A 24,017-nucleotide genomic window follows, 5' to 3' on the forward strand; every position below is an offset into this window, starting at 1 on the left:
TCACGCCTCCCTCACGAATCCTTGGATACGCCACATGCTACGCGCCTCATCCCACTCGACACCACTGATGAAGTAACTACGCGCGTCGATGAGCAGCACCTCCCGCTCTTCCTTCACGGTGGCGAGATCGCCCAACCGTAGCGCGGGGGTACCCGCAGGCACGATCAAGTCCACGATCACCGCTGGGCGGTGACGGACCGAGCGCGGCGGATATGCCAGGCCGCACGTCGACATGAACCCTCGGTGCCTGATCTCCTCCTCAACCAGCGCGTAGGCTGATTCCTCATCGACGATGCCGAAGTCGGCAGCGACAGCTTCGCGGGTGACACGCACCTGCTCGGGAAGCGGGTACTTCGCAAGACCCGACCTGATCAGGTCGATGTAGCGCGCCACCAGTGGCGACCTCTCGCCGCCGTCCCAGAGTGCGCTATTGATCTGTTCGAAGAAGTTGTAGGCGTAAGCGCGGATTGCTCCGCTCTCCTCGGGGGTGAGTAGGAAGTGATCCTGACCTATGAGGGCCGAATCGGCCAGTCGGGTCGTCAGAAAAGCGTCGGTCTCGTCATCAACACCCGCCACATGCGGATTGTCCCGCATGACAACGCGAAAACAGCATGCACCCCGCGCATAGCGTGTGGCCGTTCGCACGGAGCGATCTGCAATCGTCAGTCAAGGGTATCGGGCGAGTTGGCGTCCACCGGGTCACCTCAACGGTCTCCGCATAGCAGATCGTCCAACCGATCCTAGTGTGCGAGTACCTGGATCAGCGATCACGTGCTTGGGAGCCACTGAGCCGAGCTCAGCGGCCCGCAGGCGTATCCGGCCGCTCCGCCTCGGCCAATAGTGGAGGCCCGGCACCTTGTCTCGCCCCGAGCCGCGTTCACCGACCAGCGGCCAGTACGGCCGCGAGACCTTCTCGCAGATCCTCGACGAAATACTCGGGTACCTCCAGCGACGGGAAGTGTCCCCCGGTGTCGGGTTCGGTCCATCGAACGATCTGCCGGAACCGCTGCTGCGCCCAGGGGCGCGGGCACTTCTCGATATCGCGGGGATACACCGTGATCGCCGAGGGGACGTCGACGCGCAGTTCGGGGTCGAGTGAGTTGTGGCTCTCGTAGTAGATGCGGGCCGCCGAGGCGCCGGTTCGGGTCAGCCAGTAGAGGGTGACGTCGTCGAGGATTCTGTCGCGGGAGATCGCCTCGAAGGGGCTGTCCTCGGTATCGGTCCACTCGGCGAATTTGTCGAGGATCCAGGCGAGCAGGCCGACCGGGGAGTCGACGAGTGAGTAGCCGATGGTCTGCGGGCGGGCCGCCTGTTGCTTCGCGTAGGCCGCGCGGCGACTGCCCCAGAATTCGCGGGTTTCCTCGGTCCAGGCGCGCTCGGTCGCGGTCAGCCCGTCCGTGGTCAGTCCGGGCGGGGCCTGCGGGGTCACGGTGTGGATGCCGAGAACGTGGTCGGGGAATCTGCCGCCGAGAACCGTGGTGATCACTCCGCCCCAGTCGCCGCCGTGGGCCAGGAATTCGCGGTAGCCGAGTCTGCCCATCAGTTCCACCCATGCGGCAGCGATCTTTTCGATGCCCCATCCGGTGGTGGCGGGCTTGTCGCTGTAGCCGAATCCCGGTAGCGACGGTACTACGACGTGAAATGCCGGAGCCGCAAGGTCTTTCGGTTCCGCCAGCTCGTCCACCACATCGACGAACTCGGCGATGCTGCCCGGCCAGCCGTGTGTGATGAGCAGCGGGGTGGCGTCCGTGCGCGTGGATCGGCGGTGCAGGAAATGGATCCCCACGCCGTCGATGGTCGTGCGGAACTGGCCGATCCGGTTGAGGCGCGCTTCGAACGAGCGCCAGTCGTATCCGGTGCGCCAGTACTCCACGAGATCGACGAGATCCGCGAGGGGCACGCCCTGGTCCCAGCGGCGAGGTTCGGGTGCGGGGCGGCGGACCGTCTCGGCTTCGGGTAGTCGCGCCGCGGCCAAACGCGCGCGCAGTTCGTCGAGCTCGGCGTCGGGTGCGTGGGCTTCGAATACCCGCACATCGCTGGTCGGTCGGGACATGAGACCTCCTGGCCATCGTGGAACCGGCTATGCCGGTTCTAACACGGCGGAATCTCGACGCGCAACCGGCTATGGTGGTTCCATGGCTGCCCGGTTCCCTGAATTCCGTCTCGGCACTGTGCTGGCGACCAGCTTCACGGGGACTCTGTCGGAACGTCACGGCAACGCCGTGGAGCGCATTCCCACCCCGCAGCGACTCGTCGACTGGCTGGTGGTGAGCGGACTGGCCGTGGATTCCTGCACCGCCGCCCAACTCGAACTCGCCTGGGAACTCAGGGAATCCATCCACGCCGCGGCAACCGCGGCCGCCACCAACGCCCCCCTCCCGGTAGCAGCGGTCCACATCATCAATGACCGCAGCATGCAGGGCCGAGCCGCACCGATCCTGACCCCCGAGGGGACCCGGCAATGGCGACTCAGCTCACCGTCCTGCATAGAAGACGCCCTGGGCGTGATCGCCGCTGACGCCATCGGCATCCTGGCAGGCGAACGAGACGGAAAACTGGCCCTGTGCGCCTCCCCCACCTGCCGAGCCGCCTTCTTCGACACCAGCCGAAGCCGCACCCGCCGATGGTGCGATATGAATACCTGCGGGAACCGGCAGAAGAAGGCGCGCTTCATCGCGAACCAGCGCAACGCGGCAGGGGCGGGGGCTTGAACGAACAACAGATCGCCACGACTGGGCTGCCAGGAGCGTCGATGTGGTTCGCCGCGACCGCACCCGACATCCAGTGCATACGCGACGAAGCGAAGGTCCTTGCCGAGCTAGGTGAGCACCATCCGTGGCGCGACTGCATCGATTTCGGCCAGTCTGTAACGTAATTCGCAATCCGTCGCTCGGAACTGCCGTTTCCGGTCGGATCGTCTCGCTACTGTCGAGCGCATGGACGCGGTGCTGGTGCAGAAGAAGCTCGAGCTCACGCCCGATGAGGACTTCGTCCTCACGGTGTGGCAATACCGGATGATGCAGCGCGACATCGCCGCATCGAAGGGCAAGCACCTACCATCCAAGCGCGAGATCCGCAATTCGTTCCGCGACAACGCGGTTGCGGCCATCATGCAGCGCAATCGGGAGGACTGGTCGCCCGCTGTCGCCGAGGCCGTCGACCAGATCGTGGTGGAGGGCGAATCTCCCAACCTCGAAGCGCTCGAATCCGCTGGGCCGGATATCTTCTCGGTCGTAACGCGAAGGTCACGAGCCCTGCTGCTGCTCATCGACCTGTACGGCTTCGAGCCGTGGGTCGAGGGCAAGTGGGAGAAGACCGTTCGTGCCGAGGCTCTCATCGCCGCTCATCGATCCCTGGACCCGCTGCATCCCGAAGATCTGCACGCGGTGGAAACCGCATACAGGGACGCGATCAAGACGCTGTCGAAGGCGGGTAGCTGGGGCAAGTACGCGCTCCTCGCCGGGGCCGGTCTCGGTCTCGGCATCCTGACCGGCGGTCTCGCCGCACCAGCGATCGGAGGAGCGTACGGAGCGCTCGTTCTCGGCTATTCGGGCGCGGCCGCGACGTCTGCGGGCCTGGCCGCGATCGGCGGCGGTTCCATTGCCGCCGGTGGTCTCGGTATGGCCGGTGGGGCGGCCCTGATCACCGGATTCAGTGGCGCGGTGGGAGCCGGAGCGGTCACGCTCGCGGGTAAGGCATCCGGGCTCACGGCGGCTCGCATCGCAGCCGACGCCATCCGACTCCACGTCGTGACCCAACTCGTACTTCGCGATGTCGACGGCAACGAGGAAGCGGCGAAGGCGGTCATCGTCAGCCTCCGAGAACGGGTCACCAACCTCGGCAAGACCGTCGTGGCTCTCGCCGAGCGAATCGACGCCCTCCGTGCGCAGCTCGAGATCAAGCAGGCGGAGCTGAACGCGGAGCGGGGGCAGCGCCTCGCGGCCGAGGATCGCGTCGCCCGCTTCCGGGTCGTCGCCGACCGGCTCAAGGAGCGCGTCACCGGACCAGAGAACGACGAACTCCAGGCTCTGCTCGCCGAACTCTACGATCTCGAGGGCGAGAAGAAGACCGTCGAGAACCTCGCCCAGGGGGTCGCCAACCTCGCAGACGACCTCGAGGACGCCGCATGAGCGCCGACCGCGATTCCAGCGACCGGATCTCGCCGATCGACGACGCCTACCTCGGCAACCTGGACGCACTCACGCGCGACCTCGACGACATCGAAATGATCGCCGCGTCAGCGCTTTCCAACCAGCCGACCGACCATGCGGCGAGGGAGCGCGTAGCGAATACTCCGACCGAGCTCACCTATCCCGAACTCACGGCCCGTCACGAGGACCGTCGAGCGGCCGAAGGATGGGGTGAGCCCGAACTGTCCGACATGCTCGACCCGATCGCGCTCGCACAGCTCGATGCATGGCGGGCGGCCCAGCGGATTCCATGGGAACGAAGTGATCTGGTGGTCGTCGGAATCTCCGGGCTCATCGGCGCACTCGGCAACCTCTACGACAACCATGTGGACGCCGCAGTCCTCAATGGCCTGTCCGTGTTGAAGAAGAGCGACCTGGTGCGCCGCTGGGAGAGGGAGACCGCCCGACTTCCCATCGACTACACCGGCCCGAAATTCGGTGGTCCGGCGCATCGCGCCCGGTCCGCGGGCCACGACATCGGCCGCTTCTTCACCGCACTAGAGCAAATCCGCACCGGAACATTCGAAGGAACCTGGTGGAACGACGGGCAGCGGATGGTCGAACACGTCACGGCGACGCGCTCTGGACTGCCGTTTGCGCAAGCACCCGAACCCCATCTCGCGGTCGCGCTGTTGCTGAAGCACTGGGCAGCCGACTTCGTCACCCCGATGAACCTGCCGCTGCCGGGCTGGACGCTCCTCTGCGAGATGCCGAACCACGACCTGCGGAAGTTCGCCAATGACGCCTACGCCGGCACGAATTCCGGTGACGGGCTGAATCTCCGCTCCGGCATGCTGACTCCCGGACTGGGAATGCTCGCCACCGAGGCCATCATTCGAACCCACACCCACCTGCGCGCCTATCGCTCCACAGGCACGGCACGCCTGACCACCTCGGCAACAGCCAACCGCACCGAACTGCTGCTGGCCGCGCACGCCGCAGCCGGAGCGATCAGCGTGTCGAAGACCGCCGCAGCAGCCATCGCCGGTGAAACCGTCGTCGCCGCACGACATCTCAATCTTCCCGTGCTCATGCGGATCGGCATGCTCGCACTGAGAGTCCGCTCCGACGCCGCAACCCGTGCACAAGCCGGAGCACCGTCGTGGGAACAGCTACTCGCCGCGGAGGCCGCGACGTGGACCCTGCCGGAGGCGGTCACCATCGCAGACCTCTTGTCGGACACACTCACTCCCCCACCCGCCGACACCCTTCCAGCAGTAGCCGAATCGTGAACCGCACGTCGTAATCCGGGTCGGCGGTTTCCGCGCCCGCGCAGATGTCGCCGACCGCGCGCATCAGTTGGTAGGCGGGGATGTCGGTGGTGATGTCGCCGGCGGCGCGGGCGGCGGTGAGGAGGGTGTCGAGGACCGGGAGGAGGCGGTCGAGGAAGAGGGTGTGCAGGGAGGTGAAGCCTTCGGGGTCGGTGCGCATGGCGGCGGCCAGGCCGTGTTTGGTGACGAGGAAGTCTACGAACAGGTCGATCCAGCGGGTGAGGGCGGTGAAGGGGGTGGGTTCGGTGGCGAGGAGGGTGGGGGCGGCTTCGGCGCAGGCTGCTATCTGGTGGCGGTAGACGGCGGCGATGAGGTCGGCTCGGGTGGGGAAATGGCGGTAGATGGTGCCCATGCCGACGCCCGCGGCGGCGGCGATGCGGCGGACCGGTGCGTCCACGCCGTGGGTGAGGAAGACCGAGGCGGCGGCGTCGAGCAGGGCGCGCTCGTTCCGCTGCGCGTCGGCACGTTTGGCCGAGGTGGCGGCGGGTGGAGTCCGGTCGCCTGCGTCCATGTGACGTCCCTTTCCGATGACAGCACTTGCTAAGCGGAACACTGCTCCGTATATTCGGAACAGCGCTCCGGTTATGAGTATATCGGCGGTTCGCGCGGTCATCGGCCGCACCGTCGCAGTGGGGCGTTCACCGCTATCGAAGGAAAAGCCATGCCCGGACCAGATCTGGCGGCCCCCAGCGCCGTACCCGCACTGTCCACGCCCGTCATCAGCGTCAAACCGGTTGTGCTGCCCGCACCCGAACGCGGCCACGACCTCCAGGTGCGCGTGTCCGCACCCGCCGTCGGGACCGGCCTGCCGGTCATCGTGTTCGCGCACGGTTTCGGCGAATCGATGTCCGCCTACGACCCGTTGGTCGACTACTGGGCGGGCAACGGTTTCGTCGTCGTGCAGCCGACCTTCCTCGATTCCCGAACCCTGGGCCTGACCATGGCCGACCCGCGCTACCCGGATATCTGGCGGATCCGCGTCGCCGACATCACGCGGGTGCTCGACGAACTCGACCACATCGTCACCGCGATCCCCGGACTCGGCAACCGCGTCGACCACGACAGCATCACGGTGGCGGGGCATTCCTGGGGCGGCCAGACGGTCGGCATGCTGCTCGGCGCGCGCGCACTCGACGCGGACGGGCGACCCGGACCCGACCTGACCGATCCACGCGTGAAAGCCGGTGTGCTGCTTGCCACCACCGGCATCGGCGGCGACAGCCTGACACCGTTCGCCGCCGAGCACTTCCCCTTCATGAGTCCCGACTTCGCCGCCCTGACCACCCCGACACTGGTGGTCGCGGGCGACCACGACCAATCCCACCTCTCGACACGCGGGCCGGACTGGTTCACCGACGCCTACACCCACAGTCCGGGCGCGCAGAGCCTGCTCACCATCCACGGCGGTGAGCACTCCCTCGGCGGCATCCACGGCTACAACGCCCGCGACACCACCGACGAGAGCCCCGAGCGGGTAGCGCTCATCCGGCGCGCCGCCCGAGCCTTTCTCCGCGACGTGCTCGGCATCGACGACACGGACTGGAAACAGCTGCGGACCGACCTGGCGCAGGCCGCGGAACCGATCGGCCGGATCGACACCAAATAGCCGCGCCGAGACTCCCGCTGTGGAGCCCGCCGATTCGACATTCCTCGCCGTAGCCCGCGACGCCCTCGCCGGACACTGCCCCGTCTGATCCGCACCGGTGGCCCTCAGCCGAGGAACCGCCGCAGTTCCGCGCTGACGAACTCGGGGTTCTCCTCGACCAGCCAGTGTCCGGCGTGCGGCACATCCGCCGCCCGCACGATATCGGTGATGCGCGGGGCCACGGTGGCTCGCACGGCGTCCAGCTGCCCCTGAGCGGTCAGGAGCAGCGTCGGAACGGAAGTCGGCGATGCGGCGGTGGTGTCGCGGACATCCTGGTCGAGAGCGCGGTAGAGCTCGAAACCACCGGACAGCGCATCGGGACGTCCGTAAGTGCGTGCGAATTCATCTATTTCGGCATCGGTGAACGGGGACCGGTCCGATGTGCCGCCGAATGCGGTGCCGCCGAAGGAAACCTGCGGATAGAACAGCGCCAGGTACGCACGGACATCGTCGCCGACCACCACCTCCGGAACCCGCCGTTGGGCATGGAAGGCGATATGCCAGCTCATCGATCGATAGGTGGACGCATCGATCGCGGGGCCAGGAAGCGGAAGGTCGAAGTAGCCGAGACGTGCAGTGTCGGAAGGGAACTGGGCCGCGTACTGGAAGGCGACCGCCGCACCGAAGTCGTGCCCTACGACGTTCGCGTCGTGCACCCCGAGCCGATCGGCGATCAGTGTGTGCACGTACCGCGCGAGGGTGGCCTTGTCGTAGCCGGTGGGCGAGCCAACGCTGTCCCCCAGTCCGGGGAGGTCGATGGCGTAGACGGTGTGATTCTCGGCGAGAGCGGGCATGATCGGCCACCAGCCGTACCAGGTCTGCGGCCAGCCGTGGATGAGGACGACCGGGGTGCCGCTGCCGCCGGTCACGTAGTGCATGCGGACGCCGTCGACATCGGCGAACTCGTGGCGGAAAACGTTCGCGAACGCGGGATCCTCGTGAGTGACGGCCGCGTATGGGGCGATGTCGGCGGCGGTCGGGGCACACGCTCCGACACCGAGCAGGAAGGTGAACAGGACGGACGCCGTCATGCGAGCCGAGCGGGCCGTGGCGGGCCGAGTTGCGTTGACCATATGCGCCTTTCAGGGCGGAGCAGCAGGCGGCCGCCCGGACCGCCGTCGCCGGGCCGAGCCGGACCGGCGGCGAGAACGCGCCCAGTGTCGCCGCACCGACCGCCGTTTGGCACGCGACTTTGCAGTTCCAGCAAATCGAGACCGTCAACCACGGCTCGGACGATTCCCACGTTCGCGGGGGAATAGCTCGCCACCTGCGGAAACTTCGAGCTATCACCACCTGGAACGAGTTTCGAGGAAAAATGGCCTTTCAATTTCACAAAGCCGCTACCGGGCGGTAAGGTTCGCGCTCGATCGCGGCGGTGAAGCGCCAAAGCCCTGTTCCGGCAATGGAGTTCGTGTGCTCGAAATTCATCACTTCAGCTACGGGTGGGTGACGCCCGTACTGGCCTATGTCATGTCCGTCACGGGCTCGCTGCTCGGATTGCGGTGTACGGCGCGGGCACGGGCCGGTGGTGGACGGCGCGGGTGGTTGATCGCGGCGGCGGTGGCCATCGGGGGCACCGGGATCTGGGTGATGCACTTCATCGCCATGCTCGGATTCTCGATTCACGGGGCCACGATTCGCTACGACATACCCATCACGCTGTTGAGCGCCGGGATCGCCATGGTGGTGGTGTGGCTGGGACTGTCCATCGTGACGCGGGAACGGCGGGGGCGCTGGGAGCTTCCGGTGGGTGGCGCGATCACCGGAACGGGCGTGGGTGCGATGCACTACGCCGGAATGTACGCCATGAAATCGGATGCGATCGTCCGGTACGACCCGGGCCTGGTCACGCTGTCCATGGTGATCGCGGTGGTGGCGGCGACGGTGGCGCTGTGGTTCACGCTGCACATCAACGGAATCCTCGCCACCATCGGGGCGGCCCTGATCATGGGTGTGGCAGTGTGCGGCATGCACTACACCGGCATGGCGGCCATGAGCGCGCACCACGCGGCGAACCCGACCACGCCCTCCGGCGCGGGAGCCATGGAGTTGCTTGCGCCGCTGATGATCTCGGTGAGCATGGTGACCCTGGTCCTGCTCATCCACGTGGGACTGACCGAGGTGGACGAGCGCAGCCGCCGCGAGACGCCGCCGCGGACGCCGGCGCCCGAACCGTGGTCGCTGGCCGGCAGCAACCCGGCCGCACCCCGGACCACGACTACGCAGCCGCCGCGCTACCGACCCTGACCGCCGGGGCCGCCCCGGCCCACGATGCCTTGCGCAGCAACCACTCCAGTGGCCCCTGGTCGAAGCGGCTCAGCCACCACCGGGAGACCACCCCCTGAACCGCGAGGATCAGCAGACACAGCGCGACCGTATGCGACCAGGCCCGCGGCGCGTCCGGAACGATGCCGAGGGGCCGCGCGGCGAAGCGCAGGCCGACCACGATGAGGGTGGCCGCCACATAGTTGGTGAGCGCCGTGCGGCCCAGCGCCGCCAGCACCGGGGTGATCACCGCGAAACCCTTTGTGCGAGTGAGCATCGACACGAGGCAGGCATAGGTCGCCGCCATGAACAGCCCGACGGCCGCACCGGCCTCCGGATGCCCCCACTGCCACAGGATTCCGGCGGCGCTGGCCGATACCAACACCAGCGCGGCTGTCGGCAGTGCCGGACCCGCAACGGCTTCCCATCGTCGCGGCAGATCGGCCAGGCCCGCCGCGAACCCCAGCAGGAACAGCCCGGGCACCAGCACCAGGCCACCACCCTGCGCGACCCCGGCGACGGTGAGCAGCGCACCCGCCGCACCGGTCACCGGGATCGCCCACCGCTGCGGCAGGAACGTCGACGGCAGCAACACCGTGAGCCCCGCGATGGCGTACGGCAGCAGCGCTTCCCCCGGTTGCAGCAGTTGATGGAGCGCACCCAGCGCCGCCAAGGCGAGAATCCGCCGCAACAGCACCACGCGCGGCGCCGCCGCCCGGCCGCGGGCCGAGCGCCACATGAGCGCGAAGCCGATCCCGAACAGCAGCGAGAACAGCGGGAAGAACCGCCCGTACACGGCGAGTTCCAGCACCGGCGGAACGGGATCGAGCACACCGTCGCGCACCGGATCGAGCCGCAGGATGGCGGGCGCGTTGGCGAAAAGGATTCCGCACAGCGCGAATCCACGCAGGACATCGAGGCTCGGCAGTCGTCGCATACCCTCATGCTGGCCGCCGTGGCATCCGTCCGGCATCGGCCGAACGGCCGGTATCCGCCCGCCCGCCTCGGCCGATCGGCCGATCTCAGTCCATGAGCCCGGCCCGCCAGGCGCGGGCCGCCACCTCCACCCGGTTCCGCGCCGACAGCCGCCGCTGCACGCTCGCGATATGGGTTTTCACCGTGCCGAGCGACAGGTGTAGCCGCTCCCCGATCTCCGCATTGGTGGCACCCTCCCCCACCAGCCGGGTCACCTCCAGTTCGCGTGGGCTGAGGGCGGCGATCGCGGCCGCCAGTTCGGGCGGCACCCGGCGGCCCGCGCGGGCGTGGGTGCGGCGCAGCAGCCCGGTGGTGAGTTCCGGGCCGATCAGGGCGTCACCGGCGACGGCCGCACGCACGGCGGCGAGCAACAGGTCCGGACCGGAGTCCTTGAGCAGGAATCCGGTCGCCCCGTGGGCGAGCGCGGTGTCGACATAGTCGTCGTCGTTGAAGGTGGTCACCACGACCACACGCGTCTCACCGCTGATCTGGCGGCACACCTGGAGTCCGTCCAGCCGCGGCATCCGGATATCCAGCAGCGCCACATCGGGCCGATGCTCGCGCACGGCCGCCACCGCCGCGACACCGTCGCCGCACTGGGCCACCACCTCGATATCGGGCGCGCTGTCGAGGATCAGCGCGAAGCCCATGCGCACCATCTCCTGGTCGTCGGCCACCAGTACCCGAATCGTCATATCCCGCCAGCCTTTCCATCGACCGGGAGCCGCGCGGACACCAGCCAGCGGCCGTCGGGCCGGCGGCCCGCGGTGACGCTGCCGCCCACCGCCGCCGTCCGCGCGGTCAGCCCGGTCAGCCCGGTGCCACCGCCGCCACCCAATCCCGCTGTCCCGGAACCGTTGTCACACACCTCGACGATCAACTCGGCACCACGAAGCCGCACCACCGTATCGATGCGGCTCGCGTCGGCGGCATAGCGCCGAATGTTGTTGAACGCCTCCGCCAGCACCCGGTGCGCCGCCAGCAGCACCGCATCGGCCACTCCGGCGTCACGCAGGTCCGGGTCGATGTCCGACACCACCTCGGCGGCGACGGTATCGGCGAAACGCGAGACCAGATCGTCGAGGTCGTAGGTGCCGCGTGAGCCCGCACCGTCGCCCAGGGTGTCGACCAGCGAACGGATATCGCCCAGTGCCCGCCGCCCCGACTGTTCGATGCGTTCCAGCAGCGGCCGGGTCCGCTCCCCCGCTCCCGCCTGTGCGGCCTGCGCCAGCACCACCATCCCCATTACCTCGTGCGCGATGACATCGTGTAGTTCCCTTGCCATCTGGGCACGTTCGCCCGCGACGGCCGCACTGCGCTCGGCCACCAGCCGCTGGCGCTGGGCCCGCACGAGCAACCCGATGCCCAGCGCGGTGACCGTCGGAACGGTGACGATCAACACCGCCGTCGGCGCGTCGGCGGTCCGCAGGGCGAAGGCCGAGCCGACCGCCGCGACGGCCAGCGCACCGGTGAGCCCGGCGTCGGCGATGCCGGCGATCCGCGACGCGGTCACCCCGCTGGCGACCACGGCCACCCACGCCGAGGCCACCGCCCAACCGTGCCCGCCCGGCGACCACAGGCTCACCGCGACGATCACGAGCACCAGCCCCGCCAGGGCGGCCACCACCCCGGCGCGTCGGGTGAGCGGCACCGCGTCCTCCCGCGCCGCCGTCCAGCAGGCCCAACTCCCCAGCGCCGCCCCGCCCGCGTCCACGCCCGTCCACGACAGCGACCCCGTGGCATTCAACTCCAGCAGCGCGGCCAGCCCGGCGGGCAGCACGCACAGCGCGAACAGGAGGCGACGCATAGGCCCGACCCTAGCGGGCCCAGCGAGCCGGTTCGACAATCCAGCGCATCGACAGCAAACTGGCGGGGGTGCACCACCAGTTGGAGTTGATCTTTCTGGTCCTGTTCGCGACGATCCTGGCGCAGCCGCTGGGCAAGCGGATAGGACAGGCTCCGGCCGTGCTCATGACGGCCTTCGGGTGTGTGCTTGCCCTCATTCCCTCGGTGCCGGAGATCCACATCGATCCGGAGCTGATCCTGCCGATGGTGCTGCCGCCGCTGCTCTACGCCCAGGCGCGGCGCACCTCGTGGCGGCAGTTCGCCGACAACTGGAGTGCCATCGTCATGCGGGCGGTGGTGCTGGTCATCGTGACCACGGCGGCCACGGCCTGGGTGTTCCACGAGATGTTCCCGACGGTGCCGATCGCCGCGGCGGTGGCATTGGGCGCGCTGGTGGCGCCACCGGATCCGGTGGCGGTCTCGGCGCTGGCGGGCAAGCTGGGGCTGCCGCGCCGCCTGGTGTCGGTGCTCGAGGGTGAGGGGCTGTTCAACGACGTCACCGCCATCGTCATCTACACGGTGGCCGTTCAGGCGGTGCTGACCGGGACGTTCTCGGCGTGGAGCGCAGCCTGGGAGTTCGTGCTGTCGGCGCTGGTCGCGGTGGGTGTGGGGTTGGCGCTGGGCTGGCTGGGCACCATGCTCATGAAGCGGTTGAGCGAAGCGCCGTGGCAGGTGGCGCTGGGCCTGCTGCTGCCCTTCGCGGCCTACGGCATCGCCGACGCCCGCGGCGGTTCGGGAGTGCTGGCGGTGCTGGTGAGCGCACTGTATCTGACCGACGCGGCAACGGATTTCAGCGACAGCGCCTATCGGACGGTGGGCGACTCCTTCTGGGAGATCACCGAAATGCTGGTCACCGGTTTCGCTTTCGGCCTCATCGGCCTGGAATTGAGCACCGTGTTGCGCACCACCGGCCCGGACTGGCCGCGCTTCCTCACCGGCGCGGCCGCCGTGGTGGCGGTGGTGGTCGGGCTGCGCCTGCTGTGGCTGCTGGGCACGACCGCGGTCTTCCAGGGCTGGTGGCGCACCCGGGACAAGGATGAGCCGTACACCTGGCGGGAAACCCTGGTCACCTGGTGGGCGGGGATGCGCGGTGTGGCGACGGTCGCGCTGGCCCTCGCCGTGCCGTTCACCACCGCCGACGGCGAGCCCTTCCCCGGACGCACCGAGATCCTGTTCACCGCCTTCGCCGTCGTGCTGTTCACCCTGCTGCTCCAGGGCCCGACACTGCCCGCCGTGGTGCGCGCGACCGGTGTGCACGCCGACACAGAACTCGAGCGCACCCTGGAACGCCAACTGTGGACCCGGGTCCTCAATGCGGAACTGGCCCGCCTGAAACAGATTTCGACCACCGAGGATCTGCCGGAGGACGTCTACGTTCGACTGCGCGAATCCTTCGAACGCCGCCTGGCCCAGGCCGATCCGGAGGCGGCCGACGACAAGGCCCGCCTCGCCACCGACAAGACCCTGAGGTTCACCACCGAGATGCGCCGGATCACCCACGAGGTGATGGAGGCGGGCCGCACCGAAGCCCTGACGGCCCGCCGCGAACCGGGTATCCCACCGGATGTGGTGGACCGGGTGATGCGCCGCCTGGACCTGCGGTCCAACCCCATGCCCTGATCTCGGCCGCCCGGTCAGTCGGCGGTACCACTCTCGAATCGGACGGCCGACACCATGGCCAGCGCCAACGCCTCGGGGTCGTCGCCCCCGAGATCCGATCCCACCAGCGCGCCCTCGCGCCACAGATGCGCGAAACCGTGCACCAGCGACCAGGCCGCGAGCTGACCGGCCCGGCGATCCTCCGGTTCGATACCCAATTCCGCTATGCCGGAACGTAATTCCGCCCCGGAGCGACGGCGCGCCGCGATCAGCCGTTCATCGTCGACACACAGCAGGTCGCGTCGGAACATGACATCGAAATGGCCGGGCCAGCGCCGGGCGAAACCGATGTAGGCGAGCGCAACGGCTCGGAAATCGCCTGCCGCGCCATGCAATTGCGCCGCCAGCAGCTCGAATCCCTCGATGGCGAGTTCCGTGAGCAGCCCCTGTTTGTTGCCGAAGTGATGGGCGGGCGCGGCATGGGAGACTCCGGCCCGCTGGGCGAGGGCGCGCAGTGATACCGCGTCCACGCCGTCCTGAGCGATCTGGTCGGCCGCGGCCCGCAGCAGCGCGGCGCGCAGGTCGCCGTGATGGTAGGCGCTCTTGGTCATCTCTCGATCCTGACGCCAAATCTTGTCATTGACAAGTTCTCGCCACGGCTTCTAATCTAGTCATTGTCAAGATTCACTGCTCGCCCCTCAGGAGTGCCCCATGGCGCCACTCATCGCCCTCATCGTCGTCACCGGACTGTCTCGCCTCATCGGCCTGCTCGGTGTCGACTGGCTCGACTCCTGGCCACACGCCACACGCGTCGGTCTGGCCGCCATGTTCCTGCTCACCGCGAGCGCGCATTTCACCCAGCCCAAGCGTGACGCCCTGATCGCCATGGTCCCGCCCGCCTTCCCCAACGCGGCGGCCATGATCACCCTCACCGGTGTCCTGGAGGCGGCCGGTGCGGTGGGCCTACTGCTGCCGCCGGTCGCCCCGGTTGCCGCCGCGTGCCTTGCGGCGCTGCTGATCGTCATGTTCCCGGCCAATATCCGAGCCGCGCGGACCGGCGGCGGGGTCAAGACGATGCCGCTGCCCGCCCGCACGGTGGTGCAGGGCGTCTTCCTCGCCGCCTGCGTACTGGCCGCATTCTGACGGAATCCGCCAGGCGCACCGGGCGCCCCCCGCACGAATGCGGGGGGCGATCGCCTGTCGGCTCACACCTGCGCGCCACCCGCCTCGAGGACGAACGCGTCGGCACCGGGAACCAGCGCACTCACCGAGGTGTCCTTCAGATCCACACCGGAGCGCCCGAGTCCGCGGGCGCCCTCGACCAGCCCCGCCGCCACCCGCGCCGCCCGCTCGTAGCCGAGCCCTTCCGGCGGGTGAATATTGGAGATGCAATTGCGCTCGGAGTCGGCCCGCCCCGGACGCGGCAGGTGGGTGAGGTAGATGCCGAGGCTGTCGGCGACCGACAGTCCGGGACGCTCCCCGATGAGTACCAGAACGGTTGCGACACCGAGGCTTTCACCGATGTGATCACCCAGCGCCACCCGCGCCTGAGTGGCGATGACCGGCGGAGCGAGGGTGTAGCGCTCCCCCAGCACCGCTACCAGTGCCCGCAGCATGGGCACACCGTGTTCGGCGAGCGCCCGGGGCGACAAACCGTCGGCGAGCACGAAACCGATATCGGCCCCGGTTCCGGGTGACGCCGAAACCCTCTGCCCGACATGACTACTCGGATCCATCTCGATGCCCGGACCGGTGCGCCCACCCGCCGAGGACGACAGCGTCTCCCCGACCACGGGGCGCGCAGAGGGCGTACGTGCCGTCCCTGGTGCATCCCTCCCTGGCGCATCCGTCGCGGTGGGATCCGTCGCGACGGCATTCGACGCGACGGCATTCGACGCGACGGAATGCGGCTCGACGGCGTATGCGGCGGCTTCCGGCGCGCTCGTGCGCTTCCGCTCGACCGCACCCGCCGCGATCGCGGGCAGTCGTCCGAGGTCCGGGCGGCGCAGATACTCCGATCGGTCCGCCGCGCGACTGCGCACGTGCGTCGGTCGCCCCAGACCGAGCTCCGCCACCCGCGCGGCCAGGTCGTCCACCGCGAGTGGCGTGTGCACCGCGTCCCGCGCCGCCGCGTGCGCGGCCCGGAAGTCCAGCACCCGTTCGGTGGGCAGCGCGTCCCCGGTGCGGCCCAACCCGATGCGCGCCTGGGTGGTGCGCCGCAGCTCGGCCCAGAACTCCTCCGAGGTACCCGTACGGGCAGTATCGGTACGGAGGCTATCGCCGCGCACGGGCCTCATGACGCACTCGCCAGGGCGCGCAGCGGCGAGGTGAGCGGCTCGACCGGTCGCACCCGGCCGTCGGCGTCCAGCATGCCCAGCCGGTCCAGCCAGCCCGCGAATTCGGGAGCGGGCCGCAGCCCCAGCACCTTTCGCACGTACAGGGCATCGTGGTAGGCGAGGCTCTGGTACCCGAGCATGACGTCATCGGCCCCGGGCACCGCGATGACGAAGGCGACACCGGCCGCACCGAGCAGGGTGAGCAGGGTGTCCATATCGTCCTGGTCGGCCTCGGCGTGGTTGGTGTAGCAGACATCCACGCCCATGGGCAGGCCCAGCAGTTTGCCGCAGAAGTGGTCCTCGAGCCCGGCGCGGATGATCTGCTTGCCGTCGTAGAGGTACTCGGGACCGATGAACCCGACCACCGTATTCACCAGCAGCGGATCGAGATCCCGGCAGACCGCGTAGGCGCGGGCCTCGAGGGTCTGCTGGTCCACCGGCTTCCCGCCGGTGCCGAGGTGCGCGCCCGCCGAGAGCGCCGACCCCTGCCCGGTCTCCAGGTACATGACATTGTCGCCGACCGTGCCGCGCCCCAGTGCGCGCCCAGCCGCATTCGCCTCCCGCAGCAGCGAGATGTTCACGCCGAACCCGGAATTCGCGCCCTCGGTGCCGGCCACGGACTGGAACACCAGATCCACCGGGGCACCCGCCTCGATCAGCCCGAGCGTGGTGGTGACGTGCGAGAGCACACACGACTGCGTCGGAATGTCGAACCGCTGCCGCACCTCGTCGAGCAGGTGCAGCAGATCCGCGGTGGCCCGTGGCGAGTCGGTGGCCGGATTGATGCCGATCACGGCGTCGCCGCAACCGAGCAGCAGCCCGTCGAGTACGGCGGCGGCGATACCGCGCGGATCGTCGGTCGGATGGTTGGGCTGCAAGCGGGTGGACAGGGTGCCCGGAAGTCCCACGGTGGTACGGAATCCGGCCCGCACCTCGGTGGCCGCAGCGACCGCGATGAGGTCCTGATTGCGCATGAGTTTGCTGACCGCGGCCACCATTTCCGGTGTGAGCCCACGGGATACGGCCGCGAGCGTGGCGGCCGCGTGTTCGGTGGCGGCCACCGCCAGCAGCCAATCCCGCAGCCCGCCCACGGTCAGGTGCGAGATCTGCTGGAACGCGACGCGATCGTGGGTGTCGACAATGAGCCGGGCGACCTCGTCGCTCTCGTACGGCACCACCACGTCGTTCAGGAAGGTGAGCAGTGGCACCTCCGCCAGCGCCCACTGCGCGGCCGCCCGTTCGGCGTCGGAATGCGCCGCGCACCCGGCCAATTCGTCACCGCTGCGGCGCGGCGTCGCCTTGGCCAACAGCTCGACCAACCCGTCGAACCGGTAACTCACGCCGCCGATGCGCTGCTGGTACACCGTCATTCGAGCTCCTTCTCGGCGCGGGCCAGGATCGCGAACTCCTCATCGGGCGAGGCCGCGACCAGCCGATGGCGACTGTAGAGGGCGAAATAGAGCATGAAGGCGCAGAACGCGGCGAACGTCCAGCCCGCGGCCACCGGATCCACCAGGAAGGTCGCCACCACGGACACACACGCGATCACGAGTGCGAATCCGGTGGTCACCACGCCGCCCGGGGTGCGGTACGGCCGCCGCATACCCGGTTCGCGCACCCGCAGCACGATATGGCTCACCATCATGAGCACGTAGCTGACCGCCGCCCCGAAGACGGCCATGTTCAACAGCATCGCGCCTTCGCCGGTCAGCGACAGCCCGAAGCCGATCACACCCGGCACGATCAGCGCCCACACCGGGGCCTTGCGGGAGTTGGTGACAGACAGGCTGGTCGGCAGATATCCGGCCCGCGACAGCGCGAAGGTCTGCCGGGAGTAGGCGTAGACGATGGAGAAGAAGCTGGCCACCAGCCCGGCCAGGCCGATGTAGTTCACCGCCGTGGCCGCGCCACCAGTGCCCAGCGCCTCGACCAGCGGATTGCCGGAGGTCGAGAGCGTTTGCGCGCCAATCGCTCCCGTGGACAGCACCAGTACGCTGCCGCCGGTCACCAGCAGCACCAGCATGGCCGCGATAATGCCCTTGGGCACGTTCTTCTCCGGCTCGCGCGCCTCCTCCGCGGCCAGCGGCACCCCTTCGACGGCCAGGAAGAACCAGATCGCGAACGGAATCGCCGCCCAGACGCCGAAAGCGCCGAACGGCAGGAACTCCGAGGCCCCCGCCGCCCCCGTATCTACGGGAATATCGGTGAGATTGCCCAGATCGAAACGGCCCCAGGCCGCCACCGCGAACACCGCCAGCCCGATCAGCGCGATCACCGTGATCGCGCACATCACCTTGAGCGCCTCCCCCGCCCCGGCCAGGTGAATGCCGATGAACAGCGCGTACACCGCCAGATACACCCACCAGCCGTCGGTGATCCCGAACAGGTTCAGCGACTCCACATACGCGCCGATGAAGGTGGCGATGGCCGCCGGTGCGATGGCGTACTCGATGAGAACCGCGGTGCCCGTGGCGAATCCGCCCCACGGCCCGAGCGCCCGGCGGGCGAAGGTGTAGCCGCCGCCCGCCGCGGGCAGCGCCGCCGACAGTTCCGCCATCCCCAGCACCATGGCCAGGTACATGCCCGCGATGAGGACGGTGGCGATCAGGAGCCCACCGAATCCGCCCTCGGCCAGGCCGAAATTCCATCCGGAATAGTCACCGGAGATCACATAGCTCACGCCGAGCCCGGCCAGCAGCAGCCAGCCCGCCGATCCGGAGCGCAGGGTCCGCTTGGCCAGATAATCCTCGGCGGTGTCCGCCGTCGGCCTCGAAGCAGTCGTCATGCAGGTTGCCCGTACCCCTCGTACTCGGTTGGTCACATGCCCAGAGGGCTGACCTGTAGATCCTCCGGACCTATATTGCTGACGTGTAACTACGAGTTTGTGGCGGCATGACGCCTCGTTACGGACCCGCGTGCGTGCCGATCCGCCGCGGACCGAGCACAATCGCAGCTATGCCGCCCGTACCGCACCGGTACCGGTCCCCGTGGACCCGGACCCTCGATCTCGCCGACGAGCTACGCCGGTGGTGTAGCTGGTGGCGGCGACCACACCGCCCGCGGCGGGCCGTGCAGACCGTGCGCGACCACCTGGCGGCGGCACCGGCCAGCGTTTGCTACGCGTTCACGCTCTTCGTCACCTACTGGACGCTGCGGGGTGCGAACGAGATCACCGACCGCCACATCATCTTCTCGGCCTCCACCAACCTCGCGAATATGCGCCGCGACCCCGTTCAGGTGCTGGTGGCCTCGGCGTTCTGGGTGGACGGCGACTTCCCGTGGGAGTTCATCATCACCTTCCTGACGGTGATGGCCGCCGCCGAACGCTGGCTGGGCACCCTGCGCTGGATCGGTGTGTTCGCCATCGGGCACGTCGGGGCCACACTCGGCACCGTCACCGGAATCGCCTACGCCGTGGAGCATCGCCTGATTCCGCTGCGGGTGGCGCTGGCCTCGGATGTCGGCCCCAGCTACGGCATGTCGGCCGTGCTGGCGGCGCTCACCTTCCGACTGCGCGGGGTGCCGCGACTGCTGTGGGCGGGCCTGCTGATCGTCGTCTACGTCGGGGCGGCGGTGCGCGGGCGCACCTTCACCGACTACGGCCACGTCCTGGCCATGACCATCGGCTTCCTCATCGCCGGATCGGCGGTCTTCACCACCCGGCGGCTGGAACGCGAGTCAGCGGCCCACGGGCTCGGCCCGGGGCCGGTCCTGCTTGATGAAGCCGACGGCGGGTTCGACCAGCCGGGCGGCGATCGGCCCGAGTATCGCCATCAGTAGTACGTAGGCCGAGGCCAGCGCGGCGAGTTCACCGTCGACCCCGCCCATGGTCACCGCCAATCCCGCGATGACGATCGAGAATTCGCCGCGCGCCACCAGCGCCGCGCCGGCACGGGCCCGGCCCATCCGCCGGATGCCCTGCCGTTTGGCCGCCCACCACCCGGTGCCCACCTTCGTCACGGTGGTGACCACGACCAGCGCGACCGCCCAGCCGAGCACCGGCGGAATGGCGCGGGGGTCGGTATTGAGACCGAAGGCCACGAAGAAGATGGCCGCGAACAGATCCCGCAGCGGCTCCAGCAGTTTCGCCGCCTGCTGCGCGGTCGATCCCGAGATGGCGATGCCGAGCAGGAACGCGCCGACCGCGGCCGAGACGTTCAGCGCCGACGCCACCCCGGCGACCAGCAGCGCCGCACCCAGCAGCTTGAGCAGGAACACCTCCCGGTCCTCGCTGTCCACGACGGCCGAGACGTACCTGCCGTAGCGCAGCGCGACCACCAGCACCACGGTGATGGCCAGCATGGCGATGCCGAGTGTCTTCACCCCGGCGGCGAAACCCAGACCGGCCAGCATGACAGTGAGGATGGGCAGGTACACCGCCATGGCCAGGTCTTCGAAGACCAGGATGGACAGGATCACCGGCGTCTCGCGGTTGCCGAGTCGGCCGAGATCGTTGAGGACCTTGGCCACGATGCCCGAGGACGAGATGTAGGTGACCCCGCCCATGGTGATCGCGCCGACCGTGCCCCAGCCGAGCAGCAACGCCACCAGCACGCCGGGGGTGGCGTTGGCGACGATATCGAGCAGACCGGCCAGCCAGGACCGCCGCAGTCCGGTCACCAGTTCCGCGGCCGTGTACTCCAACCCGAGCAGGAGCAGCAGCAGTACCACGCCGATTTCCCCGGCGAGATGGCCGAATTCGGCCGCGGCGTGCATCTCCACGATCCCGCCGGTGCCGAAGGCGAGCCCGCCCAGCAGGTACAGCGGAATGGGCGACATGCCGAACCGTCCGGCGACCCGGCCCATCATGCCGAGCACGAACAAGATCGCGCCGAGTTCGACGAGTCCTAGCGCCGTCGGATCCACGCCGCTCAGCCGTCGGCGAGGATACGCGCGGCCGCGTCCAGACCCTGCGGTGTGCCGACCACGACGAGCAGATCACCGGAATCGAGCACGAAGTCCGGGCCGGGCGAGGGATGCAGCTGTCCGGCCCGCATGATCGCCACGATGGATGCCTTGGTGCGGGTGCGCATCCCGGTCTCCCCCAGCATCCGCCCCCGGTACGGCGAATTGTTGTTGATCGGGAGCTGCCGGGTGGTGATGCCGGGCAGATCCCGATGGTCTTCCTTGAGGCTCTCCACCAGCTGCGGCGCGCCGAGCAGATTGGCCAGTACCGCCGCCTCGTCGGTGGTCAGCGGCACCTGGGCCAGGCAGGCATCGGGATCGTCACGCTGCGCGACGATCAGGTCGATACCCCCGTCGCGGTGCACCACCACCCCGATCCGGCGACCGCCGCGGGACTCGAAATCTTTCCGCACACCGATGCCGGGCAGCGCAGTAACGTCGACGTTCACGACGTCCAGATTAGGACAGATCCCCCCGCGGCAGCTCCACCGGCACGAAGCGACCGTCCGGACCGGGCCGGAACTCGGTGACCTCGACGACCGCCGCCACCGGCAGCGGCCCGTAGAGATGCGGAAACCGCATGGATTCCGGATCGGTCGGCACACCCGGCTCCCAGCGCACCGGATCGGTCAGGCGGGCCGGGTCCAGCCACAGCAGCACCAGGTCGCGGCGGCCCGCGAACAGGCGATCGGCGGGCAGATGCACCTGCCGCGGTGCGGACAGATGGATGAAGCCGACCTCGGCCAACGAGGGGGCGCGCAATTCCCCGGCCGCGCGCGCCGCCTCCCATTCCGCCCGCGAACAGATGTGCAGGAGCGGGCCGGTGTACTCCGATACCGCCCCGGATGCGTCGAGTGCCATGCCGCCACGCTAGCGGTGTGCACGACACGCGGTCTCTGATAGACCGGTGGCCATGAACCCGTCGCTCATCATGTCCGCCCGCGATATCGAATTCCTGCTCTACGACTGGCTGGACGTGGAGTCGCTGACGACGCGGGACCGCTACGGCGACCACTCGCGCGAGACCTTCGACCAGGTGCTGCGACTGAGCCAGGATCTCGCCGCCCGCTACTTCGCGCCGCACAACCGCGACAGCGACCTGCACGAGCCCACCTTCGACGGGGAGAAGGTGCACATCATCCCCGCGGTCGGCGAGGCACTGCGGGCCTTCGCCGATGCCGGGATGATCGGCGCGGCCATGGATTACGAGGTCGGTGGCATGCAGCTGCCCTACAGCGTGTTCACCGCCTGCATGTCCTGGTTCCACGCCGCCAATGTGGGCACCACCGGATACGCGCTGCTCACCGTCGGCAATGCCAATCTGCTTGCCACGCACGGCAGCCCGGAGCAGGTCGACCGATTCCTGCGCCCCATGCTCGACGGCCGCAGCTTCGGCACCATGGCGCTGTCGGAGCCGCACGCCGGATCCAATCTCGCCGACATCACCACCCGGGCGGTTCCCCAGCAGGACGGCACCTACCGGCTGTTCGGCCGCAAGATGTGGATTTCCGGCGGGGATCACGAACTCTCGGACAATATCGTGCATTTGGTGCTGGCCCGGATCCCCGACGCACCGGCGGGCACCCGCGGCATCTCGCTGTTCATCGTGCCCAAGTACCTGCCCGCCGCCGACGGCACGCCGGGCGAACACAACGACGTGGCGCTGGCGGGCATCAACCACAAGATGGGATGGCGCGGCACGGTCAATACCGCGCCGGTCTTCGGCGACGGCCGCTACACCCCGGGTGGAGCCACCGGTGCCGTCGGCTACCTGGTCGGCGAGCCCAATCGCGGTCTGGCGTACATGTTCTCGATGATGAACGAGGCGCGTCTGGGCGTCGGCCTGGCCGCCACCGCCCTGGGCTACACCGGATACCTGAAATCCCTGGACTACGCCCGCACTCGGCCGCAGGGCCGCCCGCAGGGGGTGCGCGACGGCGCGCAGGTGCCCATCGTGCGGCATCCGGATGTGCGGCGGATGCTGTTGGCGCAGAAGGCGTACGCCGAGGGCGCGCTCGCGCTCCAGCTGTACTGCGCCAAGCTGGTCGACGATCTGCGCACCGGTACCGACGCCGAGCGCGCCGCCGTGCTGCTGCGCATCCTCACTCCGGTCGCCAAGAGCTGGCCGTCCCAGTGGTGCCTGACCGCCAACGATCTCGCCATCCAGGTGCTCGGCGGCGCCGGCTACACCCGCGACTACGACGTCGAACAGCACTACCGCGACAACCGGCTCAATCCCATTCACGAGGGGACGCACGGCATTCAGAGCCTGGACCTGCTGGGCCGGGCCGTCACCGCCGACGGGGGCAGCGCGCTCACCGCCCTGCTCGACGCCATCGCGACCACGGTGACCGCCGCGCGCGACACCGGCGATACGGAGCTCACCGCCTTCGCCGACGCCCTGGACCTGGCGGCGGGCCGGGTCGCCACCACCACCGCCACGCTGTGGCAGGACCTCGAACCGGAGACGGCGCTGGCCAACTCCGCGGCGTATCTGGAGGCGGTCGGGCATGTGGTGCTGGCCTGGATCTGGTTGCAGCAGTCCCTGGTTGCCAGCGGCGGCGACGCCTTCGCGCTCGGCAAGCGCGCGGCGGCGCGCTACTTCTTCCGCTGGGAGCTGCCGCGTACCGGTCCGCTGTTCGACCTGCTGGTCTCGCGCGACCGGACCACCCTGGACCTGGACGAGTCCTGGTTCTGAAACGAGTCCTACTCGCGTTTGCTACCGAGTCCGTGCCGATATCCAATCGGAGTGTGAGTGTCGGTGCCCCCGGGTAGTCTCCCGATAAGACAAATGGATCGGCCTGTTCCGGAGGGTGATATCGGCGTTTCGCGAATGCGGCCGCGGGCTGTTCGCTTCTAGCGAAACCGCAGGTCGTGTTATCGAAAACACAAAGAAACATTCTCGGGAACAAAGCCCCCGTCCCGAACGTCTGACAAAGTAGTCATAGCCACTGCTGGGAAGTAGCGGTAGCGAGCTCACGGAGAG

Annotated in this window: 23 protein-coding genes; 9 read left to right on the forward strand and 14 right to left on the reverse strand. The window is 68.7% G+C overall.

The window, feature by feature from the left end; genetic code table 11:
- Positions 1-576: an ADP-ribosyltransferase gene (locus FOH10_RS18700; RefSeq protein ID WP_186000528.1), complete on the reverse strand. Its 576-nt coding sequence runs from the start codon at positions 574-576 to the stop codon at positions 1-3.
- 301 nt (positions 577-877) lie between these two features.
- The gene (locus FOH10_RS18705) at positions 878-2,053 is read right to left on the reverse strand and encodes an epoxide hydrolase family protein (protein ID WP_143981706.1); all 1,176 of its coding nucleotides are present in this window, start codon (positions 2,051-2,053) and stop codon (positions 878-880) included.
- 82 nt (positions 2,054-2,135) lie between these two features.
- Between FOH10_RS18705 and FOH10_RS18710 the strand changes: the two genes are divergently transcribed.
- From FOH10_RS18710 to FOH10_RS18720, 3 genes are all read left to right on the forward strand, one after another.
- Positions 2,136-2,711 (forward strand): CGNR zinc finger domain-containing protein, encoded by a 576-nt coding sequence (locus tag FOH10_RS18710; protein WP_143981707.1) that lies wholly within the window; start codon positions 2,136-2,138, stop codon positions 2,709-2,711.
- Positions 2,712-2,936: 225 nt separating this feature from the next.
- Positions 2,937-4,130, forward strand: coding sequence for a coiled-coil domain-containing protein (locus tag FOH10_RS18715; RefSeq protein WP_143981708.1), 1,194 nt, complete (start codon positions 2,937-2,939; stop codon positions 4,128-4,130).
- Positions 4,127-5,422 (forward strand): hypothetical protein, encoded by a 1,296-nt coding sequence (locus FOH10_RS18720; protein WP_143981709.1) that lies wholly within the window; start codon positions 4,127-4,129, stop codon positions 5,420-5,422. Before FOH10_RS18715 ends, FOH10_RS18720 begins: the two co-directional genes overlap by 4 nt.
- On the opposite strand, the gene FOH10_RS18725 is transcribed toward FOH10_RS18720, so the two are convergent.
- A complete protein-coding gene (locus tag FOH10_RS18725; RefSeq protein WP_143981710.1) occupies positions 5,376-5,972 on the reverse strand; it encodes a TetR/AcrR family transcriptional regulator in 597 nt (198 codons plus the stop codon). The two genes, FOH10_RS18720 and FOH10_RS18725, sit on opposite strands and share 47 nt — an antisense overlap.
- A 150-nt stretch (positions 5,973-6,122) precedes the next feature.
- Between FOH10_RS18725 and FOH10_RS18730 the strand changes: the two genes are divergently transcribed.
- Positions 6,123-7,067: an alpha/beta hydrolase family protein gene (locus FOH10_RS18730; RefSeq protein ID WP_143981711.1), complete on the forward strand. Its 945-nt coding sequence runs from the start codon at positions 6,123-6,125 to the stop codon at positions 7,065-7,067.
- Positions 7,068-7,171: 104 nt separating this feature from the next.
- Here the strand turns inward: FOH10_RS18730 and FOH10_RS18735 are convergent, their stop codons facing one another.
- Positions 7,172-8,137 (reverse strand): alpha/beta fold hydrolase, encoded by a 966-nt coding sequence (locus tag FOH10_RS18735; RefSeq protein ID WP_221937840.1) that lies wholly within the window; start codon positions 8,135-8,137, stop codon positions 7,172-7,174.
- Between the two features lie 382 nt (positions 8,138-8,519).
- On the opposite strand from FOH10_RS18735, the gene FOH10_RS18740 reads away from it, so the two are divergent.
- On the forward strand, positions 8,520-9,353 hold the full coding sequence (locus tag FOH10_RS18740) for an MHYT domain-containing protein (protein WP_143981713.1): 834 nt from the start codon (positions 8,520-8,522) through the stop codon (positions 9,351-9,353).
- Here the strand turns inward: FOH10_RS18740 and FOH10_RS18745 are convergent.
- The 3 genes from FOH10_RS18745 to FOH10_RS18755 form a co-directional block, all read right to left on the reverse strand.
- Entirely contained in the window at positions 9,325-10,308 is a 984-nt protein-coding gene (locus FOH10_RS18745) for a DUF418 domain-containing protein (protein ID WP_221937841.1), read from the reverse strand. The two genes, FOH10_RS18740 and FOH10_RS18745, sit on opposite strands and share 29 nt — an antisense overlap.
- 85 nt (positions 10,309-10,393) lie before the next feature.
- Complete coding sequence (locus tag FOH10_RS18750; RefSeq protein ID WP_143981715.1) at positions 10,394-11,041, reverse strand: response regulator transcription factor; 648 nt, start codon at positions 11,039-11,041, stop codon at positions 10,394-10,396.
- Positions 11,038-12,153 (reverse strand): sensor histidine kinase, encoded by a 1,116-nt coding sequence (locus tag FOH10_RS18755; RefSeq protein ID WP_143981716.1) that lies wholly within the window; start codon positions 12,151-12,153, stop codon positions 11,038-11,040. Before FOH10_RS18755 ends, FOH10_RS18750 begins: the two co-directional genes overlap by 4 nt.
- A gap of 68 nt (positions 12,154-12,221) precedes the next feature.
- Between FOH10_RS18755 and FOH10_RS18760 the strand changes: the two genes are divergently transcribed.
- On the forward strand, positions 12,222-13,811 hold the full coding sequence (locus FOH10_RS18760; RefSeq protein WP_221937842.1) for a Na+/H+ antiporter: 1,590 nt from the start codon (positions 12,222-12,224) through the stop codon (positions 13,809-13,811).
- 14 nt (positions 13,812-13,825) lie between these two features.
- On the opposite strand, the gene FOH10_RS18765 is transcribed toward FOH10_RS18760, so the two are convergent.
- The gene (locus FOH10_RS18765; protein ID WP_143981718.1) at positions 13,826-14,401 is read right to left on the reverse strand and encodes a TetR/AcrR family transcriptional regulator; all 576 of its coding nucleotides are present in this window, start codon (positions 14,399-14,401) and stop codon (positions 13,826-13,828) included.
- 100 nt (positions 14,402-14,501) lie between these two features.
- On the opposite strand from FOH10_RS18765, the gene FOH10_RS18770 reads away from it, so the two are divergent.
- Positions 14,502-14,933 (forward strand): DoxX family protein, encoded by a 432-nt coding sequence (locus FOH10_RS18770; protein WP_143981719.1) that lies wholly within the window; start codon positions 14,502-14,504, stop codon positions 14,931-14,933.
- Between the two features lie 62 nt (positions 14,934-14,995).
- On the opposite strand, the gene FOH10_RS36385 is transcribed toward FOH10_RS18770, so the two are convergent.
- Genes FOH10_RS36385 through eat form a run of 3 tightly spaced genes read right to left on the reverse strand, consistent with a single transcriptional unit; the run spans position 14,996 to position 18,911 of the window.
- Positions 14,996-16,078 (reverse strand): ethanolamine ammonia-lyase subunit EutC, encoded by a 1,083-nt coding sequence (locus tag FOH10_RS36385; RefSeq protein WP_244961272.1) that lies wholly within the window; start codon positions 16,076-16,078, stop codon positions 14,996-14,998.
- 5 nt (positions 16,079-16,083) lie between these two features.
- Positions 16,084-17,496, reverse strand: a complete 1,413-nt coding sequence (locus FOH10_RS18785; protein ID WP_143981720.1) for an ethanolamine ammonia-lyase subunit EutB — start codon at positions 17,494-17,496, stop codon at positions 16,084-16,086.
- Complete coding sequence (gene eat, locus FOH10_RS18790) at positions 17,493-18,911, reverse strand: ethanolamine permease (protein WP_143981721.1); 1,419 nt, start codon at positions 18,909-18,911, stop codon at positions 17,493-17,495. The genes FOH10_RS18785 and eat overlap by 4 nt, the downstream gene beginning before the upstream one ends.
- A gap of 170 nt (positions 18,912-19,081) precedes the next feature.
- On the opposite strand from eat, the gene FOH10_RS18795 reads away from it, so the two are divergent.
- A complete protein-coding gene (locus FOH10_RS18795) occupies positions 19,082-19,906 on the forward strand; it encodes a rhomboid-like protein (protein ID WP_143981722.1) in 825 nt (274 codons plus the stop codon).
- Here the strand turns inward: FOH10_RS18795 and FOH10_RS18800 are convergent.
- Genes FOH10_RS18800 through FOH10_RS18810 form a run of 3 tightly spaced genes read right to left on the reverse strand, consistent with a single transcriptional unit; the run spans position 19,805 to position 21,892 of the window.
- Positions 19,805-20,992 carry a cation:proton antiporter gene (locus FOH10_RS18800; protein WP_143981723.1) on the reverse strand — a complete coding sequence of 396 codons (1,188 nt, stop codon included), beginning with the start codon at positions 20,990-20,992 and terminating at the stop codon, positions 19,805-19,807. The genes FOH10_RS18795 and FOH10_RS18800 overlap by 102 nt on opposite strands.
- A 5-nt stretch (positions 20,993-20,997) precedes the next feature.
- Positions 20,998-21,480, reverse strand: coding sequence for a cation:proton antiporter regulatory subunit (locus FOH10_RS18805; RefSeq protein WP_029924074.1), 483 nt, complete (start codon positions 21,478-21,480; stop codon positions 20,998-21,000).
- Between the two features lie 10 nt (positions 21,481-21,490).
- Entirely contained in the window at positions 21,491-21,892 is a 402-nt protein-coding gene (locus tag FOH10_RS18810; protein ID WP_143981724.1) for a DUF952 domain-containing protein, read from the reverse strand.
- A 52-nt stretch (positions 21,893-21,944) separates the two neighbouring features.
- Here FOH10_RS18810 and FOH10_RS18815 point away from each other — a divergent pair, with 52 nt between their 5' ends.
- A complete protein-coding gene (locus tag FOH10_RS18815) occupies positions 21,945-23,729 on the forward strand; it encodes an acyl-CoA dehydrogenase (protein WP_143981725.1) in 1,785 nt (594 codons plus the stop codon).
- Positions 23,730-24,017: the final 288 nt, after the last annotated feature.

The sequence above is a fragment of the Nocardia otitidiscaviarum genome (assembly GCF_007362295.1).
GTDB classification, from domain to species: Bacteria; Actinomycetota; Actinomycetes; order Mycobacteriales; family Mycobacteriaceae; genus Nocardia; species Nocardia otitidiscaviarum.